This window comes from Dactylosporangium sp. NPDC050588, assembly GCF_040654975.1.
GTDB lineage: Bacteria > Actinomycetota > Actinomycetes > Mycobacteriales > Micromonosporaceae > Dactylosporangium > Dactylosporangium maewongense.
This window is the reverse complement of sequence record NZ_JBFAJA010000125.1, coordinates 1-16,267: the sequence shown is the minus strand read 5'-3', so window position 1 is coordinate 16,267 and position 16,267 is coordinate 1. Positions and strand designations below refer to the sequence as shown.

Below are 16,267 nucleotides of genomic sequence, written 5' to 3'. Positions count from 1 at the left end.
CCTTAAACCACCAGCTACGGCAGTGCCGGGATGGGCGCGTCATAGGCGGCGAGCGCGGCGCGCGCCGCGGCGGCCACCGACGCGACCAGCTCCGGCGGCGACACGACCGAGACCTCGGCGCCCAGCCCGAGCACCATCCGCCGGGCCCAGTCCAGGTCGGAGGCGCGCAGCGAGACCGTCCAGTGCTCCCCCGGACCCCGCACGACCTCCTCGCACGGGTACTGCTCGGTGATCCACCGCGCGCCGCGGCCCACCCGCAGCGTGATGAGCGGCAGGTCGGACGTGGGGCGGAAGAGGGTGCCGGCGCGCGTGTCGGTCGGCTGCGCCTGCACCGGCACGCGGGCGGGCTCGTCCAGCTCGGTGGAGGCGTCGATCCGGTCGACCCGGAAGAGCCGCACCGCCTGGGCGCGGCGGCACCACGCCTCCAGGTAGGCCCAGCGGCCGACGACGAGGACCCGCATCGGGTCGACGACGCGCTCGGTCGTCTCGTCGCGGGTCGCGGTGTAGTACGTGATCCGCAGCGCGTGCCGGCGGTCGACGGCGCCGCGCAGCTCCTCCAGGCGGTCGGCGTTGCCGGGGAGACGGACCGCCACGGCCGCGTCGGCGAGGTCGCCGGCCGCGTGCTCGATCTTCGCCAGGGCCCGGTGGACGCCGTCGCGCTCGCCGACGCCAGGGGTCTCGGCGAGCATGCGGAGCGCGACGATGAGCGCGAGCGCCTCGTCCGGCGTGAGGCGCAGCGGGCGGTCGATGCCGGCGTCGTACATGACGGTGACGCCGTCGCCGATGAACGCCATGTCGATCAGGTCACCGGGCCCGTAGCCCGGCAGGCCGCACAGCCACAGCAGCTCGAGGTCCTCGCGCAGCTGGCGCTCGGTGATGTCGTGGTCGGCGGCCGCCTCGGCGAGGGTGATCCCCGGCCGGGCCTGGAGGTAGGGCACCAGGTTGAGCAGCCGGCCGAGCCGGTCGACGGACGTGGTCATACCGCAACCTCCGCGCGGGCCTCGGAAGGTGCGCCCGCGACGATCTCCTTGAGGCGCTTGACGACCTCGTCGCGCAGCGGCGGCGGTTCGAGCACCACGACGTCGGCGCCATACCCGACCAGCCAGCCGGCGAAGAAGTCGATGTCGGCGTAGCGCAGCGTGAGCCGGTCGCCCTCGGGTGTGGCCACGCACGACTCCGCCCAGCGGCGCACGCCCGCCGCGCGGCCGGGCCGCACGAGGACGGTCGCCCGGCTGGTGCGCTCGACGGGGCCGCTGGTCTTCGCGACGTAGGCGATCAGGTCGACCTTCGGCGGCTCGTACGCGCCGCGCCGGCCCACCCGCCGGACGCCGGAGACGATCCGGGACAGCCGGAAGCACCGCTCCGCCCCGCGCTCCAGGTCGTGGCCGACGACATACCACCGGCCGCGCCAGCAGACGACGCCCCACGGCTGCAGCTTGCGGGCGCGGGCGGTGTCGCGCTCGGGCACGTGGTAGTCGAACGTGACCGCCTGCCGGTCGCGGACGGCGGCGGTGAGCGGCTCGAAGGCCGGGTCGACGGTGACGACCGCCTCGACCCCGAGGGTGGCGTGCGGGTCGACGTCGATGCCGCCGGCGCGCAGCTTCGCCAGGCCGGACGACGCGGCGGCGGCGAGGCCGGTCTGCTGCCACAGCCGCGCGGCGATGCCGACGGCCGCCGCCTCGTCGGGCTCCAGGGGGATGTCGGGCAGCGCATACTCGCGGCGGGCGATGCGGTAGCCGGGCTCGTTGTCCCACACGGAGGGCGTGCCGATCTCCAGGGGCACGCCGAGCTCGCGCAGCTCGGCCTTGTCCCGCTCGAACTTGCGCTGGAACGCCTCGTGGTCGCGCTCGTCCTCCGGGTCGTGCTCGTAACCGGGCACGATGGAGGCGATCTGACCGGCGGTCAGGAAGCGGCGTGTCGAGAGCAGGCAGATCACCAGATTGACCAGGCGCTCGGTTCGGGTCCGCGACACGCCAGCGAACCTACCAGCCCGAACGCCCGTGCGGCGTCGCCCACGCGGTGACGGTTCGTTACGTCACGACGCGGTCACGGCGCGCAGACACGGTAGGTTGTGCCGATGATCCGCTGGCGCTGGGGGACGGTCGTCGCGCCCCGTACATCGTGGCATGGCAGCGTCGAGGTGGAGGTGGCCCTCGAGGCGCGCCGGCCGGACGACCCGGAGCGGGTCCGGGCCCTCGCCCACCCGGCCCTGGTGGGCACGCCGCAGGCCGGTGACCGGGTGCTGCTGAACGTCAACGCGCTCGCCCTGGGTCTCGGCACCGGCGGGTACGCCCTGGTCGTCGCGATCCCGGACCGCCTGCCGGACGACGTGGACGCCCCCGGCCACGTGGTCAAGGCGCGCTACACGCCGCTGCAGGCGGTCGTCCTGGCCGCCGACGAGGAGGCCTCGCCGCTCCGCGACGCACTGGTCAGCAATTCCGACATCTCCGGAATGCCGGTGGTGATCGCGGACCTGCACTCCGCGCTCCCCGCCATCCTCGCCGGCGTCCACGCCGACCGGCCTTCGGCGAAGGTCGCGTACGTGATGACCGACGGCGGCGCGCTGCCCGCCTGGTTCTCCCGCACCGTCGACGCCCTGCGCCCGCTGCTCGCCGGCACGGTCACCACCGGCCAGGCGTTCGGCGGCGACCTGGAGTCGACCAACGTGCACAGCGGCCTGCTCGCCGCCCGCCACGGGCTCGGCGCCGACCTGGCCATCGTCACGCAGGGCCCCGGCAACCTGGGCACCGGCACGTCGTGGGGCTTCTCCGGGGTCGCCGCGGGCGAGGCCGTCAACGCGGTCGCCGCGCTGGGCGGCCGGCCGGTCGCCGCGCCCCGCATCTCCGGCGCGGACCCCCGGCCCCGGCACCGCGGGGTGTCGCACCACAGCCTGACCGCGTTCGGGCGGGTCGCGCTCGCGCCGGCCGACCTCGTCGTGCCGTCGGACCTGGAGGCCGACCTCGCGCTGGTCGTACACGAGCAGCTGCGGCCGCTGTGTCCACCGCACCGCATCGTCACACCCGTGGCCGAGGACCTGGAGCCCGCCCTGCTGGCGCTGCCGGTGCGGCTGTCGACGATGGGTCGCCGGTACGAGGAGGACCGCGCCTACTTCCTCGCCGCGGCGGCGGCCGGACGGGCGGCGGCCCAGCGCCTGCCGTCAGGCCTTGGCGAGGGCGGCGTTGGCGACTGACTGCAGCTGGCTCAGGTGGTTGGCCTCCGGGGCCGCGGCCACCACCAGGTAGACGGCGACGATCGCCTTGCCGCGGCGGGCGAGCAGCGTCTTGGACTTGTCGCTGAGCGCGGCCTCGCCGACGCCGCCGACGGCCTCGAGGGACTTGATCGTCGTCCAGAGCTTCTGCGACTGGGCCGCGTCGGGGAACGTGAGCGCGACGATCGTGACCTGGTCGCCGCCACCGTTGCCGAAGGGGCACATCCGGGCCTGGGCGTTGAGGCCGAGGCTCTGCACGGCCTGGCCGTACTGCGCGACGGCGGCGGCGCCGTCACCGGCGCTCGCCTGCACGGACAGCCCGGTCGACTTCTGCACCTGGGCGGGGGTGATCAGGCCCTGGCAGCCGTCGGAGACGACCACCGGGGGCAGCGACGGGGACGGCAGGGGCAGCGCGGACGCCTCGCCGCCGGACGTCGGGACGGCGGGCAGCGGAGTGCGGCGCTCGCCGTCGTCCGTGCAGCCGGCCAGCAGAAGGCAGATCGCCCCGGCCGTGAGCAGCCGCTTCACGAGTACACCACCAGGGCGGTCATGACGGCGATGATGAGCACCAGGGTGAGCGCCAGGACCCAGGTCGGGATGGCCGGGCCGTCGGTCCGGTTGCGCTCGATCTCCTCGCGGATGCGCTGCAGCCGGCGACCGTGACGGTTGGACCGCGGCTTGTCCGGGTTGTCGCTCGCCTTCGGCTTCGGGTCCTCCGAAGGGGCGGGCTGACCGGCGGGGTTGTCATCCATAGCGCCGGCCAGCCTAACCCAACGTTCACATACTGGCGATCAGTCGGTCGACGCGCTCGTCGTAGGCCCGGAACGGGTCCTTGCACAGCACGGTGCGCTGCGCCTGGTCGTTGAGCTTCAGGTGGACCCAGTCGACGGTGAAGTCGCGGCGGCGCTCCTGCGCGTGCCGGATGAACTCGCCCCGCAGGCGGGCCCGCGTGGTCTGCGGCGGGGTCTCCTTCGCCTCGAAGATGTCCAGGTCGCTGGAGACGCGGTCGACCTTCCCGCGGCGCTCGAGCAGGCCGTAGAGGCCCCGTCCGCGGCGCAGGTCGTGATACGCCAGATCCATCTGCGCGACCCGCGGGTGCGACAGCGGCAGGTCGTGCTTGGTCTGGTAGCGCTCGATCAGGCCGAGCTTGGTCACCCAGTCGATCTCGCGCTCGACACCCTTGAGGTTGCCGGTCTCGACCGCGTTGAGCACCCGCCCCCACAGCTCCATGACCCGCTTGGTCGGCGCGTCGGCGCCGCGCCGGTCGAGGAACTCGGTGGCCTTGTCGAAGTACTCCTGCTGGATCTCCAGCGCGCTGACCTCCTTGCCGCTGGCGAGGCGGACCCGGCGGCGGCCGGTGATGTCGTGGGACACCTCCCGGATGGCGCGGATCGGGTTCTCCAGCGAGAGGTCGCGCATGGCGACGCCGGCCTCGATCATCCGCAGCACGATGTCGGCGGTGCCGACCTTGAGCAGCGTGGTGACCTCGTTCATGTTCGAGTCGCCGACGATGACGTGCAGCCGCCGGTAGCGCTCGGCGTCGGCGTGCGGCTCGTCGCGGGTGTTGATGATCGGGCGGGACCGGGTGGTCGCCGAGGAGACGCCCTCCCAGATGTGCTCGGCGCGCTGCGACAGGCAGTACACGGCGCCGCGCGGGGTCTGCAGCACCTTGCCGGCGCCGCAGATGAGCTGGCGGGTGACCAGGAACGGGATCAGGATGTCGGCGAGACGTCCGAACTCGCCGTGCCGGCTGACCAGGTAGTTCTCGTGGCAGCCATACGAGTTGCCGGCGGAGTCGGTGTTGTTCTTGAACAGGTAGATCTCGCCCGCGATCCCCTCGTCGTGCAGCCGGCGCTCGGCGTCGACCAGCAGGCCTTCGAGGATCCGCTCGCCGGCCCGGTCGTGGGTGACCAGGTCGGGCACCGAGTCGCACTCGGGCGTCGCGTATTCCGGGTGGGAGCCGACATCCAGGTAGAGGCGCGCGCCGTTGCGCAGGAACACGTTGCTGGAACGGCCCCACGACACGACGCGCCGGAACAGATAGCGGGCGACCTCGTCAGGCGACAGGCGGCGCTGTCCCCGATAGGTGCACGTGACCCCGTATTCGGTCTCAAGGCCGAAAATTCGCCGGTCCATGTAGGAACATTAGCCGCCTGAGGGCCGTTGTGACCCTATTGCGCCCGCAGACTTTGTGTATACGCCTCGCAGGTGACGAAGTCCGGCAGCCGTCCCTCGGCCCGCATCTGCGCGAACGACGGCGCCACGGCGTCCCTGGCGGACAGCTGCGGGTCGTCGACGGGCCAGACGATGCCGAGATCCGGGTCGAGCGGGTGGATGCCGTGCTCCCCCGTCGGGTTGTAGGTCTCCGAGCACAGGTAGGTGATCGTCGCGTCGTCGGTGAGCGCGCAGAACCCGTGCCCCAGACCCTCGCTCAGGTAGAGGGCGCGACGGTCGACGTCGTCGAGCTGCACGCCCTCCCACCGGCCGAATGTCGGGGATCCGACCCGGATGTCGACGACGACGTCCAGCACGGCGCCCCTGGTGCAGGTGACGTACTTGGCCTGCCCGGGCGGCACGTCGGCGAAGTGGATACCGCGCACGACCCCCCGCCCGGAGACCGACACGTTGCCCTGCGCCAGCCGCAACGGGTGGCCGACCTCGGCACTGAGCTGCTCGAACCGGTAGAACTCCAGGAACAACCCACGGGGATCGCCGTGCTGCACCGGGGTGATCTCCCAGGCGCCGGCGATCGAAAGCTGACGGAACTTCACGTGTGCGGCCCCACCCGTCGCAGTGTTGTTGGCTGGCTCGGTCGGCTCATTGTGCGGACGGCGGTCAGGCTTCCCAATCGAGCAAATGGATCAGGTAATCGCCGTAGCCACTCTTGCGCAACGGCTCCGCCAATGCCCGCAGCTGTGCGTCGTCGATGAAGCCCGCTCGCCAGACGACCTCTTCGACGCAGCCGATTTTCAGGCCCTGCCGCTCCTCGATCACCCGGACGAACTCGGCGGCCTGGACCATCGTGTTGAACGTACCCGTATCCAGCCATGCCGTGCCGCGATCCAGGATTGCCACGTGCAATTCGTCGCGTTCGAGGTACGCGGCGTTGACCGCGGTGATCTCCAGCTCGCCACGGTCACTGGGCTTGAGCTCCCGGGCGATCTGCACCACCCGGTTGTCGTAAAAGTACAGACCAGGCACCGCGTACCGCGACTTCGGACGTGCTGGCTTCTCCTCGATCGACAGCACCTTGCCGTCGGCGTCGAACTCCACGACGCCGTAGTCCTGCGGGTTGGCCACCGGGTAGGCGAACACCCGCCCGCCCTTGAGCTCGGCGTTGTCGGCGAGGCGCTGGCCCAGCAGCGCGCCGTGGAAGATGTTGTCGCCGAGCACCAGCGCGACGGTGTCGTCGCCGATGAAGTCGGCGCCGATGATGAACGCCTGGGCGAGCCCCTCGGGGCGCGGTTGCACCGCGTAACTGATCTCGAGGCCCCACTGGGTGCCGTCGCCGAGCAGTCGCTGGAACTGATCCTGGTCTTCGGGGGTGGTGATGACGAGGATCTCGCGGACCCCGGCCATCACCAACGTGGTCAGCGGGTAGTAGATCATCGGTTTGTCGAAGACGGGCATGAGCTGCTTCGACACCGCTTTTGTCAGCGGCCAGAGGCGAGAGCCGGTGCCACCGGCGAGGATAATGCCACGCACTCGGCCACCTTACGGGTAGTCGACACCCTCGGTCGACTCAGCGTCCAGGTGGGTGCACTAGACTCCCGATCCCGTGAGAATCCTCGTCACCGGCGGTGCCGGGTTCATCGGCTCCCACTACGTCCGCACCCTCCTCGGAGGCGGTTACCCGGCCTATGCCGGCGCGGCCGTGACCGTGCTCGACAAGCTTACCTATTCCGGCAATCGGGACAATCTGGCATCCGTGGCCGGTTCGTTCGACTTTGTCGAGGGTGACATCTGCGACGCCGACCTGGTGGAGCAGCTCATGCCCGGCCACGACGCCGTCGTGCACTTCGCCGCGGAGTCGCACGTCGACCGGTCGATCCTCGGCGCCGGGCCGTTCGTGACCACCAACGTCATCGGCACCCAGGTCCTGCTCGACGCGGCGCGCCGCGCGGGTGTCGGCCGCTTCCTGCACGTCTCGACCGACGAGGTGTACGGGTCGATCGACGAGGGCTCGTGGACGGAGGAGTGGCCGCTGCAGCCGAACTCGCCGTACTCGGCCTCGAAGGCGGGCTCGGATCTGCTGGTGCTCGCCTACCACCGCACCCACGGGATGGAGGTCGTGGTCACCCGCTGCTCCAACAACTACGGCCATTACCAGTTCCCCGAAAAGGTCATCCCTCTTTTCGTCACCAACCTCATCGACGGCCGGCAGGTCCCGCTGTACGGTGACGGCGGCAACATCCGCGACTGGCTGCACGTCTCCGACCACTGCGCCGGCATCCAGCTCGCGCTGGAGAAGGGCCGCGCCGGCGAGGTGTACAACATCGGCGGCGGGCGCGAACTGACCAACAAGGAGCTGACCGAGGTGCTCCTCGAGGCGACCGGCCGCGACTGGTCCGCGGTGCGTCCCGTCGAGGACCGCAAGGGCCACGACCGGCGCTACTCGCTGAGCCACGAGAAGATCAGCAACGAGCTGGGCTACGAGCCGGCCGTCACGTTCGAGGACGGCATCGCGGCGACGGTGGCCTGGTACAAGGAGAACCGCTCCTGGTGGGAGCCCCTGAAGACGCGCGCGGCGCTGTGACCCGTTACCTGGTCACCGGCGCCGGCGGGATGCTCGGCCAGGACCTCCTGGCGGCGCTGGACGGCCGGGCGGTGACCGCGTTGAAGCGCGCCGACCTGGACATCACCGACCCGCACGCGGTCCACGCCCTGGTCGACGGCCACGACGTGGTGTTCAACGCGGCGGCGTGGACCGACGTGGACGGCGCGGAGAGCGCCTACGAGTCCGCGCTCGCCGTCAACGGCACGGGCGTGACGGTGCTCGCCCAGGCGTGCCGCGCCTACGGTGCGCGGCTCGTGCACGTCTCGACCGACTACGTGTTCAACGGTGCCGGGACGTCGCCGTACGCCGAGGACGCGCCGACCGAGCCGCTGAACGCCTACGGGCACAGCAAGCTCTTCGGCGAGACCAGCGTGCTGACCACGCTGCCCGACTCCGGGTACGTGGTGCGCACCGCCTGGCTCTACGGCGCGCAGGGCCGCAACTTCGTCAAGACGATGCTGCGCCTCGCCGCCACCCGCGACTTCCTGGACGTGGTCGACGACCAGGTCGGCCAGCCGACCTGGTCGCGGGACCTGGCGGTCCGGCTCGTCGAGCTCGCCGACTCCGCCGCCCCCGCCGGGATCTACCACGGCACGGCCTCGGGCCAGACCACGTGGCACGGGCTGGCGCAGGCGGTGTTCGAACTGTGCGGGCTCGACCCCGCGCGGGTCCGGCGGACCACCAGCGCGGCCTACGTGACGCCGGCCGCGCGGCCCTCCTACAGCGTCCTCGGCCACGACCGGTGGGCGGTCGCGGGGATGGCGCCGATGCGGGACTGGCATAGCATGCTGGCCGAGGCGCTGCGCGAGCCCGCGTTCGCGGCGGGCGTGGGCGCCGTCGGCAGTGGGGGTGCGGCGTGAAGCTCATCATCGTCACGGGCGTGACCGCCCTGGCGGTCCTCGCCTTCATGGTCGAGCTGCTGCGGCGGCGCCAGCTGCAGGAGAAGTACGCGATCCTCTGGCTGGCCGTCAGCATCGTGATCCTGCCGATGGCGTTCTTCCCGCCCATCATCAACAACGTGGCCGAGGCGCTCGGCATCAAGTCCGGGGTGAGCCTCGTGCTCTTCCTCGGCATCGTGTTCCTGCTCATGGTCACGGTGCACCTCAGCTGGGAGGTGAGCCGTCTGGAGGAGGAGACCCGGACCCTGGCCGAGGACCTGGCCCTGCTGCGCAGCGAGCTCGGCCGCCCGCGCGAATCGTCCGCCGTGCCGGCCCCCCTGTCCCCGTCCTCGGACCTTCCCGCTGGGGCCTCTGATGATCAACGGTAAGAAGGTCCTGATCATCGTCCCGGCCTGGAACGAAGCCGGCTCCATCGCCGACGTCGTCGCCGAGGTCCGCGGCGAGCTGCCCGGCGTCGACATCATCGTGGTCGACGACGGCTCCTCCGACGACACCGCCGTGCGGGCCGCCTCGGCCGGCGCGATCGTGGCCCGGCTGCCGTTCAACCTGGGCGTCGGCGGGGCGATGCGCACCGGCTACCGGTATGCCCGCGACCACGGCTACGACGTCGCCATCCAGGTCGACGCCGACGGGCAGCACGACCCGCGGTACATCCCGAAGCTCGTCGACGCGCTCGACGAGCACGACCTGGTCATCGGCGCCCGGTTCGCGGGCGAGGGCGGCTACAGCGTCACCGGCCCGCGCAAGTGGGCGATGCGGATGCTCTCGGCGGTGCTGTCCCGGCTGGCCCGCACGAAGCTCAGCGACACCACGTCCGGCCACCGGGCCTGCAACCGCAAGCTGATCGAGTTCTTCGCCCACTGGTACCCGGCGGAGTACCTGGGCGACACGATCGAGGTCCTCGTCCGGGTCGCCCGCTCCGGCTACCGGATCACCCAGATCCCGGTGGCGATGCGTCCCCGGATGGCGGGCACCCCGAGCGCCTCGCCGATGAAGTCCACGATCTACCTGGGCCGCGCGGGCATCGTGCTGCTCCTGGCCCTGATCCGCACCTGACGGTCACCGCGTCCCGGCCGCCTGTCCTTCTTCAGGCGGCCGGCTCGCCTGTTGCCGGGTCTCCCCGCAGCGAGCCTGCTGCCAGGTTTTCTGCCGCAGGGTACATCGCCGCCTGGTGTACCGCGCGGCCGGCGCCACCGCTGTCGGATGTGCTGCCTGCGGGTGTACCGCCGCGGGGTTTGCGCGGCTGCCGGGGTTCCGCGGCAGCCAGGTCTTACGCCGCAGCCAGCCTGGTCTTACGCGGCCGGGCGCAGCTGGGTCAGGGCGCGCAGTGCGTCGGTGAGCGAGATCGGCCGGTCGTTGACCTCGGTGGCCAGGCACCATTCGACGTACTGCCGCATCAACGTCGACGGCTTCACGCCCTTGCTCTTCGCCACCGCGGCCAGGCGCTGCGCCACGTCCGACGGCAGGCGCATCGAGTAGACGGCCATGACCTCCGCGTCCGGCTTCGGTGGCAGCGCCGGCGTCGGCGCCCCCCGGTCGAACGTGAACTCCCCTGCCGCGACCGCCGCCACCATGGCGTCCATCTGCTGCTCGCTGAGCGGATCGGTGCTCATGCTGCGCTCGCCTCCCACTTCTCGAACTCGGCGAGCTCGTCAGGGGTCATGTCCCGCGCTCCGAGAATCCCCCAGCTGAACTGGCCTTCCTGCTTCACCACGACGATCAGCGCCCGGCCCGCCTCGGTCCGCGCCCAGATGCTGAGCGCCGGAATCCCCAACGCGAAGCCCGGCAGCGGCCGCCGCCGGTCGGCGTTCAACGCCTGCAGCACCTCGACGTCGGTGATCCCGACCAGCGCCGCCAGCGTCGCCGGCCACCAGCGGTACGGCATGCCTCCAATGTACGACGCCCGTCAGACTTCCGTCCACGCCCCCCACCGGCCACCCCGATCCGGTCGTCCACACAGCCGGATCCGCTGTTTGATCGCGAGCCTCTCCCGGAGGCTCACGACCGGAAAACACGGCGCGCGAGCCTCCCGGAGGAGGCTCGCGCGGTGGTACGGCTGGACGTCGGCCGGTCAAGAGGTGGGCTTGTCCGTCTCCGTCTCCGTCTCCGGGGCGGGGCCGCTGGCGTTGTCGGCGGGGGTGCTCGGGGAGGCCGGCGGCTGGGGCTTGTCCTCCAGGCCCTCCTCGACCGACTCGGCCTTCGCCGGGTCCTCCAGGATGGCGGTGAGGGCGAGGCCCGTCAGCCGGCGGAACGTGCGGCCCGGGCGGTGCCGGTCCAGGACGGCGACCTCGAGCTGGTTGGCTGCCAGCTTCCTCGGCTGGCCGCCCTCGCCGCCGACGCTGCCGAGACCCTCGACCGCGAGCTTCAGGGCCTCAGCGAGCGTCTGGTCGGGCCGCAGGCGGGTTTTCACGGCGCCGGAGATGGCGTCGGACTGGCCGCCCATGGTGACGAGGCCGGGCTCGTCCTGGACGGAGCCGTCGTACGTGATGCGGTAGAGCTCGTCGTCGTCGGCGGTGGCGCCCACTTCGGCGACGCAGATCTCGACCTCGTACGGCTTCTGCTCCTGGGTGAAGATGGCGCCGAGGGTGCGGGCGTAGGCGTTGGCGACCTGGCGCCCCGTGACGTCGCGGCGGCCGTACGAGTAGCCGTGCAGGTCGGCGAGCCGGACGCCCGCCGAGCGCAGGTTCTCGAACTCGGGGTAGCGTCCGACGGCGGCGAAGCCGATCCTGTCGTAGATCTCGCTGACCTTGTGCAGGGCGGTCGACAGGTTCTCCGCGACGAAGAGGACGCCGCCCTCGTAGCTGAGCACCACGACGCTGCGACCGCGCGCGATGCCTTTGCGCGCGTATTCCGAGCGATCCCGCATGATCTGCTCGGGCGAGGCGTAGAACTGCATGGCCACGGGGCGGGTTCTCCTTCTGACGTGGGAGCTGGCTGACGTGGGGGCGGGGGGACGGAGGGCTCAGACGCCCGGGTTGTCGGCGCGCTCGGCGATGACGGCCTCGGCGACCGCGCGGGTCTCCTCGTCGGTGAGCCGGTGGGTGCCCTCGACGGTGGCCGTCATGATGACCGGGAAGATGCCGCGCAGCAGGTCGGGGCCGCCGGTCGCGGTGTCGTCGTCGGCGGCGTCGTAGAGCGCCTCGACGGCGATCTTCACGGCCTCGGCGGTGGTGATGCCGGGCTTGTACCGCTTCTTCATCGACGACTTCGCGAACAGCGAACCCGAGCCGATCGAGTCGTAGCCGCGCTCCTCGTAGACGCCGCCGGCGACGTCGAAGCTGAAGATGCGCCCGGCCTTGTCGACGGACTTGGCGTCGACGTCGAACCCGGCGAACAGCGGCACCACGGCCAGGCCCTGCATCGCGGCGCCCAGGTTGTTGCGGACCATGGTGGCGAGGCGGTTGGCCTTGCCCTCCAGCGAGAGCATCGAGCTCTCGATCTTCTCGTAGTGCTCCAGCTCGACCTGGAACAGGCGCATCATCTCCAGGCCGAACCCGGCGGTGCCGGCCATGCCGACCAGCGAGTAGGCGTCGGCGGCGAAGACCTTCTCGATGTCACGCTGGGCGATGAGGTTACCCATCGTCGCGCGCCGGTCGCCGCCCATGAGCACACCGTCGGCACAGGTGATGGCGACGATCGTGGTCGCGTGCGCGCTCACGTCGGCGGCCATGCCGGGCGGCAGCGGCCGGCGACCCGGGAGCATCTCGGGCGCGACGGCCGACAGGAACTCGCTGAACGACGAGGTCCCCGCGGCGTGGAACGCGGCCGGCAGACGCCCAGAGTGGTCAAGACCCGTCGGCAACGGAGCTCCCTTCACAAGGATGATCGACTGCAGTTGACCAAACAATACGCCCGTCGGCCCGGATGCGTCCGGACCGACGGGGCCTTCTCAGTGACGGCTACTGGCCGCCCTTTTGCACGTATCCGCGGACGAACTCTTCGGCGTTCTCCTCGAGCACCGAGTCGATCTCGTCGAGGAGGTCGTCGACGTCCTCGCCCAGCTGCTCGACCCGCTCGGCCGTCTCAGGGTTGACCTCGGGCGCGGCGACGTCCTCTTCCTCGTCGCGCCGCGACTTACCGGATTGGGACTGCCCGCCCGTATCCCTCGTCGCCATGTCTCATCCTCCTCGGGGGACCACCAAACAACCGCTGCATCGAACTTACCCGGAAGTGATCGCTTCGAGCAGATCCTTCGCGCTCGGGCATTTGTCGAACAGTGCACCAACGTGCTTCTTGGTCCCTCGTTCGGGCTCCATCATCGGCACCCGCACCAGCGACTCCCTGCCCACGTCGAAGATGACGGAGTCCCAGCTCGCCGCAACCACCTCGGCGGGGTATTTCGCCAGGCACCGGCCGCGGAAGTAGGCCCGGGTGTCGTCCGGCGGCTCGACGATCGCGCGCTGGATCTCGTCCTCGGTGAACAGCGTCTGCATCGACCCGCGGGCGACCAGCCGCTGATAGAGGCCCTTCTCCGCGCGGACGTCGGAATACTGCAGGTCGACCAGCTGCAGCTTGTGCGAGGACCAGCCCAGCGACTCGCGCTCGCGGTAGCCCTCCAGGAGGCGGAGCTTGGCGACCCAGTCGAGCTCGCCGGCGCACAGCATCGGGTCGCGGCCGAGCCGGTCCAGCACGCTCTCCCAGCGCTCGAGCACGTCGGCGGTCTGCTCGTCGACATCGGACCCCTGCCGGGAGTCCACGTAGGCGCGGGCCCGCTCATAGAACGCCCACTGGATGTCCAGCGCGCTCAGCCGCCGGCCGTCGCGCATACGGATCAGGTGCTTCAGCGACGGGTCGTGGCTGACCGCCTTGAGCTCGGTCACCGGGTCGGCGATGCCGAGGTCGCCCGGCAGCGCCTTGTCCTCGATCATCGCCAGGATGAGCGACGTCGTGCCGACCTTGAGGTAGGTGGAGATCTCCGACAGGTTGGCGTCGCCGATGATGACGTGCAGCCGCCGGTACTTGTCGGCGTCGGAGTGCGGCTCGTCGCGGGTGTTGATGATCGGTCGCTTCAGCGTGGTCTCCAGGCCGACCTCGACCTCGAAGAAGTCGGCCCGCTGGGAGATCTGGAAGCCGGGGCCGGACCCGTCCTGCCCGATGCCGACCCGGCCCGCCCCGCACACGATCTGCCGGGTGACGAAGAACGGGGTGAGGTGCATGACGATGTCGGCGAACGGGGTCTGCCGCCGCATGAGGTAGTTCTCATGCGTGCCGTAGCTGGCGCCCTTGTTGTCGGTGTTGTTCTTGTACAGATGGATCGGCAGCGTCCCCGGGATCGTGGCCGCGCGGCGGGACGCCTCGGCCATCACCCGCTCGCCGGCCTTGTCCCACAGCACGATGTCACGCGGGTTGGTGCACTCGGGCGTGGAGTATTCGGGGTGCGCGTGGTCCACGTAGAGCCGCGCACCATTGGTCAGTATCACGTTGGCCAGGCCGAGGTCCTCGTCCGCGAGGGCCTCCGCCGGGTCGTAGAGGGCACCCGAGTAGGTGAACCCGCGCGCGTCGCGCAGCGGGGACTCCTCCTCGTAGTCCCACCGGGCCCGGCCGCCCTTCGTGAGCTCGGGTCGTGCGCCATAAGCGTTGACCACCTGGGATGACGTCACCATCGGGTTGGCTCCCGGCTGGCCGGGCACCGACACGCCATATTCGACCTCAGTGCCCATCACGCGCCGCACACTCATGCCCACAACCCTAGTCGCAAGGTACGACAGTCTGCCTCCACCGCGGCGCGCCAGGTTTGCATGATGTCCGATTGTTGTGAAGCCGTCGCCGCCCGTAACATCCACGGATGCGAATCTTGGTCGCCTTCGAGGGTGCAGGCGCGGGTGAGGCGCCCCTGTCGTGGGGGCAGCGGGACATCTGGGCGTCGATGACCAGGTTCGGCGAGCAGCTGCCGCTCGGCGGGGTGACGCCGCTGCCCCCTGGCCGGTCCGTCGAGGACGTCGCGGCCGAGCTGCGGTACCTCATGGGCCGCTACCAGGTGCTGCGCACGCGGCTGCGGTTCGCCGGCGACGGGACGCCCCGGCAGGTCGTCGCGGCCGGCGGCACCGCCACCCTGGAGGTCCTGGACACGGACGATGACGCGGAGGCGTCAGCGGGCCGGATGCTCGACCGATTCCGCCACGAACCCGTCGACTTCACCAGCGACTGGCCGATCCGGATGGGTGTCGTGCGCCATGCCGGCCGCCTCACCCACCTGTGCGCCGTGATCTGGCACATCGCGATGGACCGCTCCGGGGCCGCGGTGATGCTGCGGGAGGTCGCCGCGAGGGTCCAGGAGCCCGTCAGCGGCATGCAGCCCCTCGAACAGGCCGGCTGGCAGGCGTCGGACGCCGGCGCGCGGCAGAGCCGCAGCGCGCTGCGGCACTGGGAGCGGGTCCTGCGCGCGATGCCGCCGCCGTGGCCCCGCTCGTCCCGGCGGCGGGAGCGGCCCCGGCACTGGAAGGGCCGCCTGGTCTCCCCGGCGATCCCCCTCGCCACGCGGGTCCTCGCGGAGCGGACCGGCGCGGACCCCTCCACCACGCTGCTCGCCGGGTTCGCGGTCGCGGTGCGCCGCTGCGCGGGCGTCGACCCGGTGCCGGTGCTGCTGGTGACCAGCAACCGCTTCCGCCCCGGACTGGCGGACGTGGTCGCGCCGGTCGCTCAGCCGGGGCTGTGCCTCGTCGACGTCGCCGACGCCACGTTCGAGCAGGTCGTGGCGGGCGCCCAGCGAGCGGCCACGACCGCCTACAAGCACGCGTACTACGACACGGCGTCGAAGGAGTCCCTGGTCGCGCGGATCGCGGCGGAGCGCGGCCCGCAGTTCCGGGTCGACTTCCACCTCAACGACCGCCGCGGCCCCGTCCCGCCACCGGCGCGCGGCTCGCTGCGGGAGGCCGTGACCCGCCGGACCCTCGACTGGACGCCGTTCAAGGACACCCCGTCGAGCCGCCTGTTCGTGCACGTCGACGACGCCGGCCCGGCCACCGCGCTCACCTGCTACGCCGACACCCACCACCTCTCCCTGGCGGAGGCGTCCACGGTACTGACAACCCTCGAGACCGTCCTGACCGACGCCGCGCTCCAAGCCATGGGCTGACCAGGGCCACCTCTCGTCGGCGGCGGCGCCTCCGGTACTGCACGCCGGCCTGACCGACGGGCTCACCACTTTGCGGACAACGACGCCCAGGACGCTCCTCGGACCGACGGGCACCGGCACCAACCACATGATCCGGAAGGGAAATTGCCGCCAGAGCGACCACAAGTCTTCCGGATCACGGAAACCAGCCCGAGCACCGAACCGCAACCGGCCCCCAGCGACGGTGGTTGTTCGCGGCCGGGACGGTCGCGTCGCGGCCTTGGCCGGACGGGGCGCGGAGGCGCCCCGGCCGGCGCCGCGGTCTGCGC

General features: G+C 71.3%; 19 protein-coding genes. 6 read left to right on the top strand and 13 right to left on the bottom strand.

The window, feature by feature from the left end:
* Window positions 1–14 precede the first annotated feature (14 nt).
* Both AB0I21_RS52280 and AB0I21_RS52275 read right to left on the bottom strand, forming a co-directional pair.
* Window positions 15–980 (bottom strand): WYL domain-containing protein, encoded by a 966-nt coding sequence (locus AB0I21_RS52280; protein ID WP_360572701.1) that lies wholly within the window; start codon window positions 978–980, stop codon window positions 15–17.
* Window positions 977–1,972 (bottom strand): WYL domain-containing protein, encoded by a 996-nt coding sequence (locus AB0I21_RS52275; protein WP_360572699.1) that lies wholly within the window; start codon window positions 1,970–1,972, stop codon window positions 977–979. The genes AB0I21_RS52280 and AB0I21_RS52275 overlap by 4 nt, the downstream gene beginning before the upstream one ends.
* 105 nt (window positions 1,973–2,077) lie before the next feature.
* Between AB0I21_RS52275 and AB0I21_RS52270 the strand changes: the two genes are divergently transcribed.
* Complete coding sequence (locus tag AB0I21_RS52270) at window positions 2,078–3,190, top strand: DUF3866 family protein (RefSeq protein WP_360572697.1); 1,113 nt, start codon at window positions 2,078–2,080, stop codon at window positions 3,188–3,190.
* Here AB0I21_RS52270 and AB0I21_RS52265 read toward each other — a convergent pair.
* The 5 genes from AB0I21_RS52265 to rfbA form a co-directional block, all read right to left on the bottom strand.
* A complete protein-coding gene (locus tag AB0I21_RS52265) occupies window positions 3,158–3,736 on the bottom strand; it encodes a hypothetical protein (protein WP_360572695.1) in 579 nt (192 codons plus the stop codon). The two genes, AB0I21_RS52270 and AB0I21_RS52265, sit on opposite strands and share 33 nt — an antisense overlap.
* The gene (locus AB0I21_RS52260) at window positions 3,733–3,960 is read right to left on the bottom strand and encodes a hypothetical protein (RefSeq protein WP_360572693.1); all 228 of its coding nucleotides are present in this window, start codon (window positions 3,958–3,960) and stop codon (window positions 3,733–3,735) included. Before AB0I21_RS52260 ends, AB0I21_RS52265 begins: the two co-directional genes overlap by 4 nt.
* A gap of 25 nt (window positions 3,961–3,985) precedes the next feature.
* On the bottom strand, window positions 3,986–5,344 hold the full coding sequence (gene pafA / locus AB0I21_RS52255) for a Pup--protein ligase (protein WP_360572691.1): 1,359 nt from the start codon (window positions 5,342–5,344) through the stop codon (window positions 3,986–3,988).
* A 35-nt stretch (window positions 5,345–5,379) separates the two neighbouring features.
* The gene (locus AB0I21_RS52250; protein WP_360572689.1) at window positions 5,380–5,979 is read right to left on the bottom strand and encodes a dTDP-4-dehydrorhamnose 3,5-epimerase family protein; all 600 of its coding nucleotides are present in this window, start codon (window positions 5,977–5,979) and stop codon (window positions 5,380–5,382) included.
* Window positions 5,980–6,043: 64 nt separating this feature from the next.
* Window positions 6,044–6,913, bottom strand: a complete 870-nt coding sequence (gene rfbA / locus AB0I21_RS52245) for a glucose-1-phosphate thymidylyltransferase RfbA (protein WP_360572687.1) — start codon at window positions 6,911–6,913, stop codon at window positions 6,044–6,046.
* Between the two features lie 73 nt (window positions 6,914–6,986).
* Between rfbA and rfbB the strand changes: the two genes are divergently transcribed.
* Genes rfbB through AB0I21_RS52225 form a run of 4 tightly spaced genes read left to right on the top strand, consistent with a single transcriptional unit; the run spans window position 6,987 to window position 9,940 of the window.
* Window positions 6,987–7,964, top strand: a complete 978-nt coding sequence (rfbB, locus tag AB0I21_RS52240) for a dTDP-glucose 4,6-dehydratase (RefSeq protein ID WP_344502180.1) — start codon at window positions 6,987–6,989, stop codon at window positions 7,962–7,964.
* Entirely contained in the window at window positions 7,961–8,845 is an 885-nt protein-coding gene (gene rfbD / locus AB0I21_RS52235; RefSeq protein WP_344502179.1) for a dTDP-4-dehydrorhamnose reductase, read from the top strand. The genes rfbB and rfbD overlap by 4 nt, the downstream gene beginning before the upstream one ends.
* Complete coding sequence (locus tag AB0I21_RS52230) at window positions 8,842–9,252, top strand: DUF2304 domain-containing protein (RefSeq protein WP_344502178.1); 411 nt, start codon at window positions 8,842–8,844, stop codon at window positions 9,250–9,252. The genes rfbD and AB0I21_RS52230 overlap by 4 nt, the downstream gene beginning before the upstream one ends.
* Complete coding sequence (locus AB0I21_RS52225) at window positions 9,239–9,940, top strand: glycosyltransferase family 2 protein (RefSeq protein ID WP_344502177.1); 702 nt, start codon at window positions 9,239–9,241, stop codon at window positions 9,938–9,940. Before AB0I21_RS52230 ends, AB0I21_RS52225 begins: the two co-directional genes overlap by 14 nt.
* A 236-nt stretch (window positions 9,941–10,176) precedes the next feature.
* Here the strand turns inward: AB0I21_RS52225 and AB0I21_RS52220 are convergent, their stop codons facing one another.
* The 6 genes from AB0I21_RS52220 to dop form a co-directional block, all read right to left on the bottom strand.
* Window positions 10,177–10,497 (bottom strand): hypothetical protein, encoded by a 321-nt coding sequence (locus AB0I21_RS52220; RefSeq protein ID WP_344502176.1) that lies wholly within the window; start codon window positions 10,495–10,497, stop codon window positions 10,177–10,179.
* Complete coding sequence (locus AB0I21_RS52215; protein ID WP_360572683.1) at window positions 10,494–10,769, bottom strand: hypothetical protein; 276 nt, start codon at window positions 10,767–10,769, stop codon at window positions 10,494–10,496. The genes AB0I21_RS52220 and AB0I21_RS52215 overlap by 4 nt, the downstream gene beginning before the upstream one ends.
* Window positions 10,770–10,955: 186 nt before the next feature.
* The gene (prcA, locus tag AB0I21_RS52210; protein WP_360572681.1) at window positions 10,956–11,786 is read right to left on the bottom strand and encodes a proteasome subunit alpha; all 831 of its coding nucleotides are present in this window, start codon (window positions 11,784–11,786) and stop codon (window positions 10,956–10,958) included.
* A 60-nt stretch (window positions 11,787–11,846) separates the two neighbouring features.
* Window positions 11,847–12,686 (bottom strand): proteasome subunit beta, encoded by an 840-nt coding sequence (prcB, locus tag AB0I21_RS52205; protein ID WP_344502173.1) that lies wholly within the window; start codon window positions 12,684–12,686, stop codon window positions 11,847–11,849.
* Window positions 12,687–12,783: 97 nt separating this feature from the next.
* Entirely contained in the window at window positions 12,784–12,999 is a 216-nt protein-coding gene (locus AB0I21_RS52200; RefSeq protein ID WP_033362892.1) for a ubiquitin-like protein Pup, read from the bottom strand.
* Between the two features lie 45 nt (window positions 13,000–13,044).
* Window positions 13,045–14,562, bottom strand: a complete 1,518-nt coding sequence (gene dop, locus AB0I21_RS52195; protein WP_360572679.1) for a depupylase/deamidase Dop — start codon at window positions 14,560–14,562, stop codon at window positions 13,045–13,047.
* Window positions 14,563–14,669: 107 nt separating this feature from the next.
* Here dop and AB0I21_RS52190 point away from each other — a divergent pair, with 107 nt between their 5' ends.
* Window positions 14,670–15,959 carry a condensation domain-containing protein gene (locus tag AB0I21_RS52190; protein ID WP_360572677.1) on the top strand — a complete coding sequence of 430 codons (1,290 nt, stop codon included), beginning with the start codon at window positions 14,670–14,672 and terminating at the stop codon, window positions 15,957–15,959.
* Window positions 15,960–16,267: the final 308 nt, after the last annotated feature.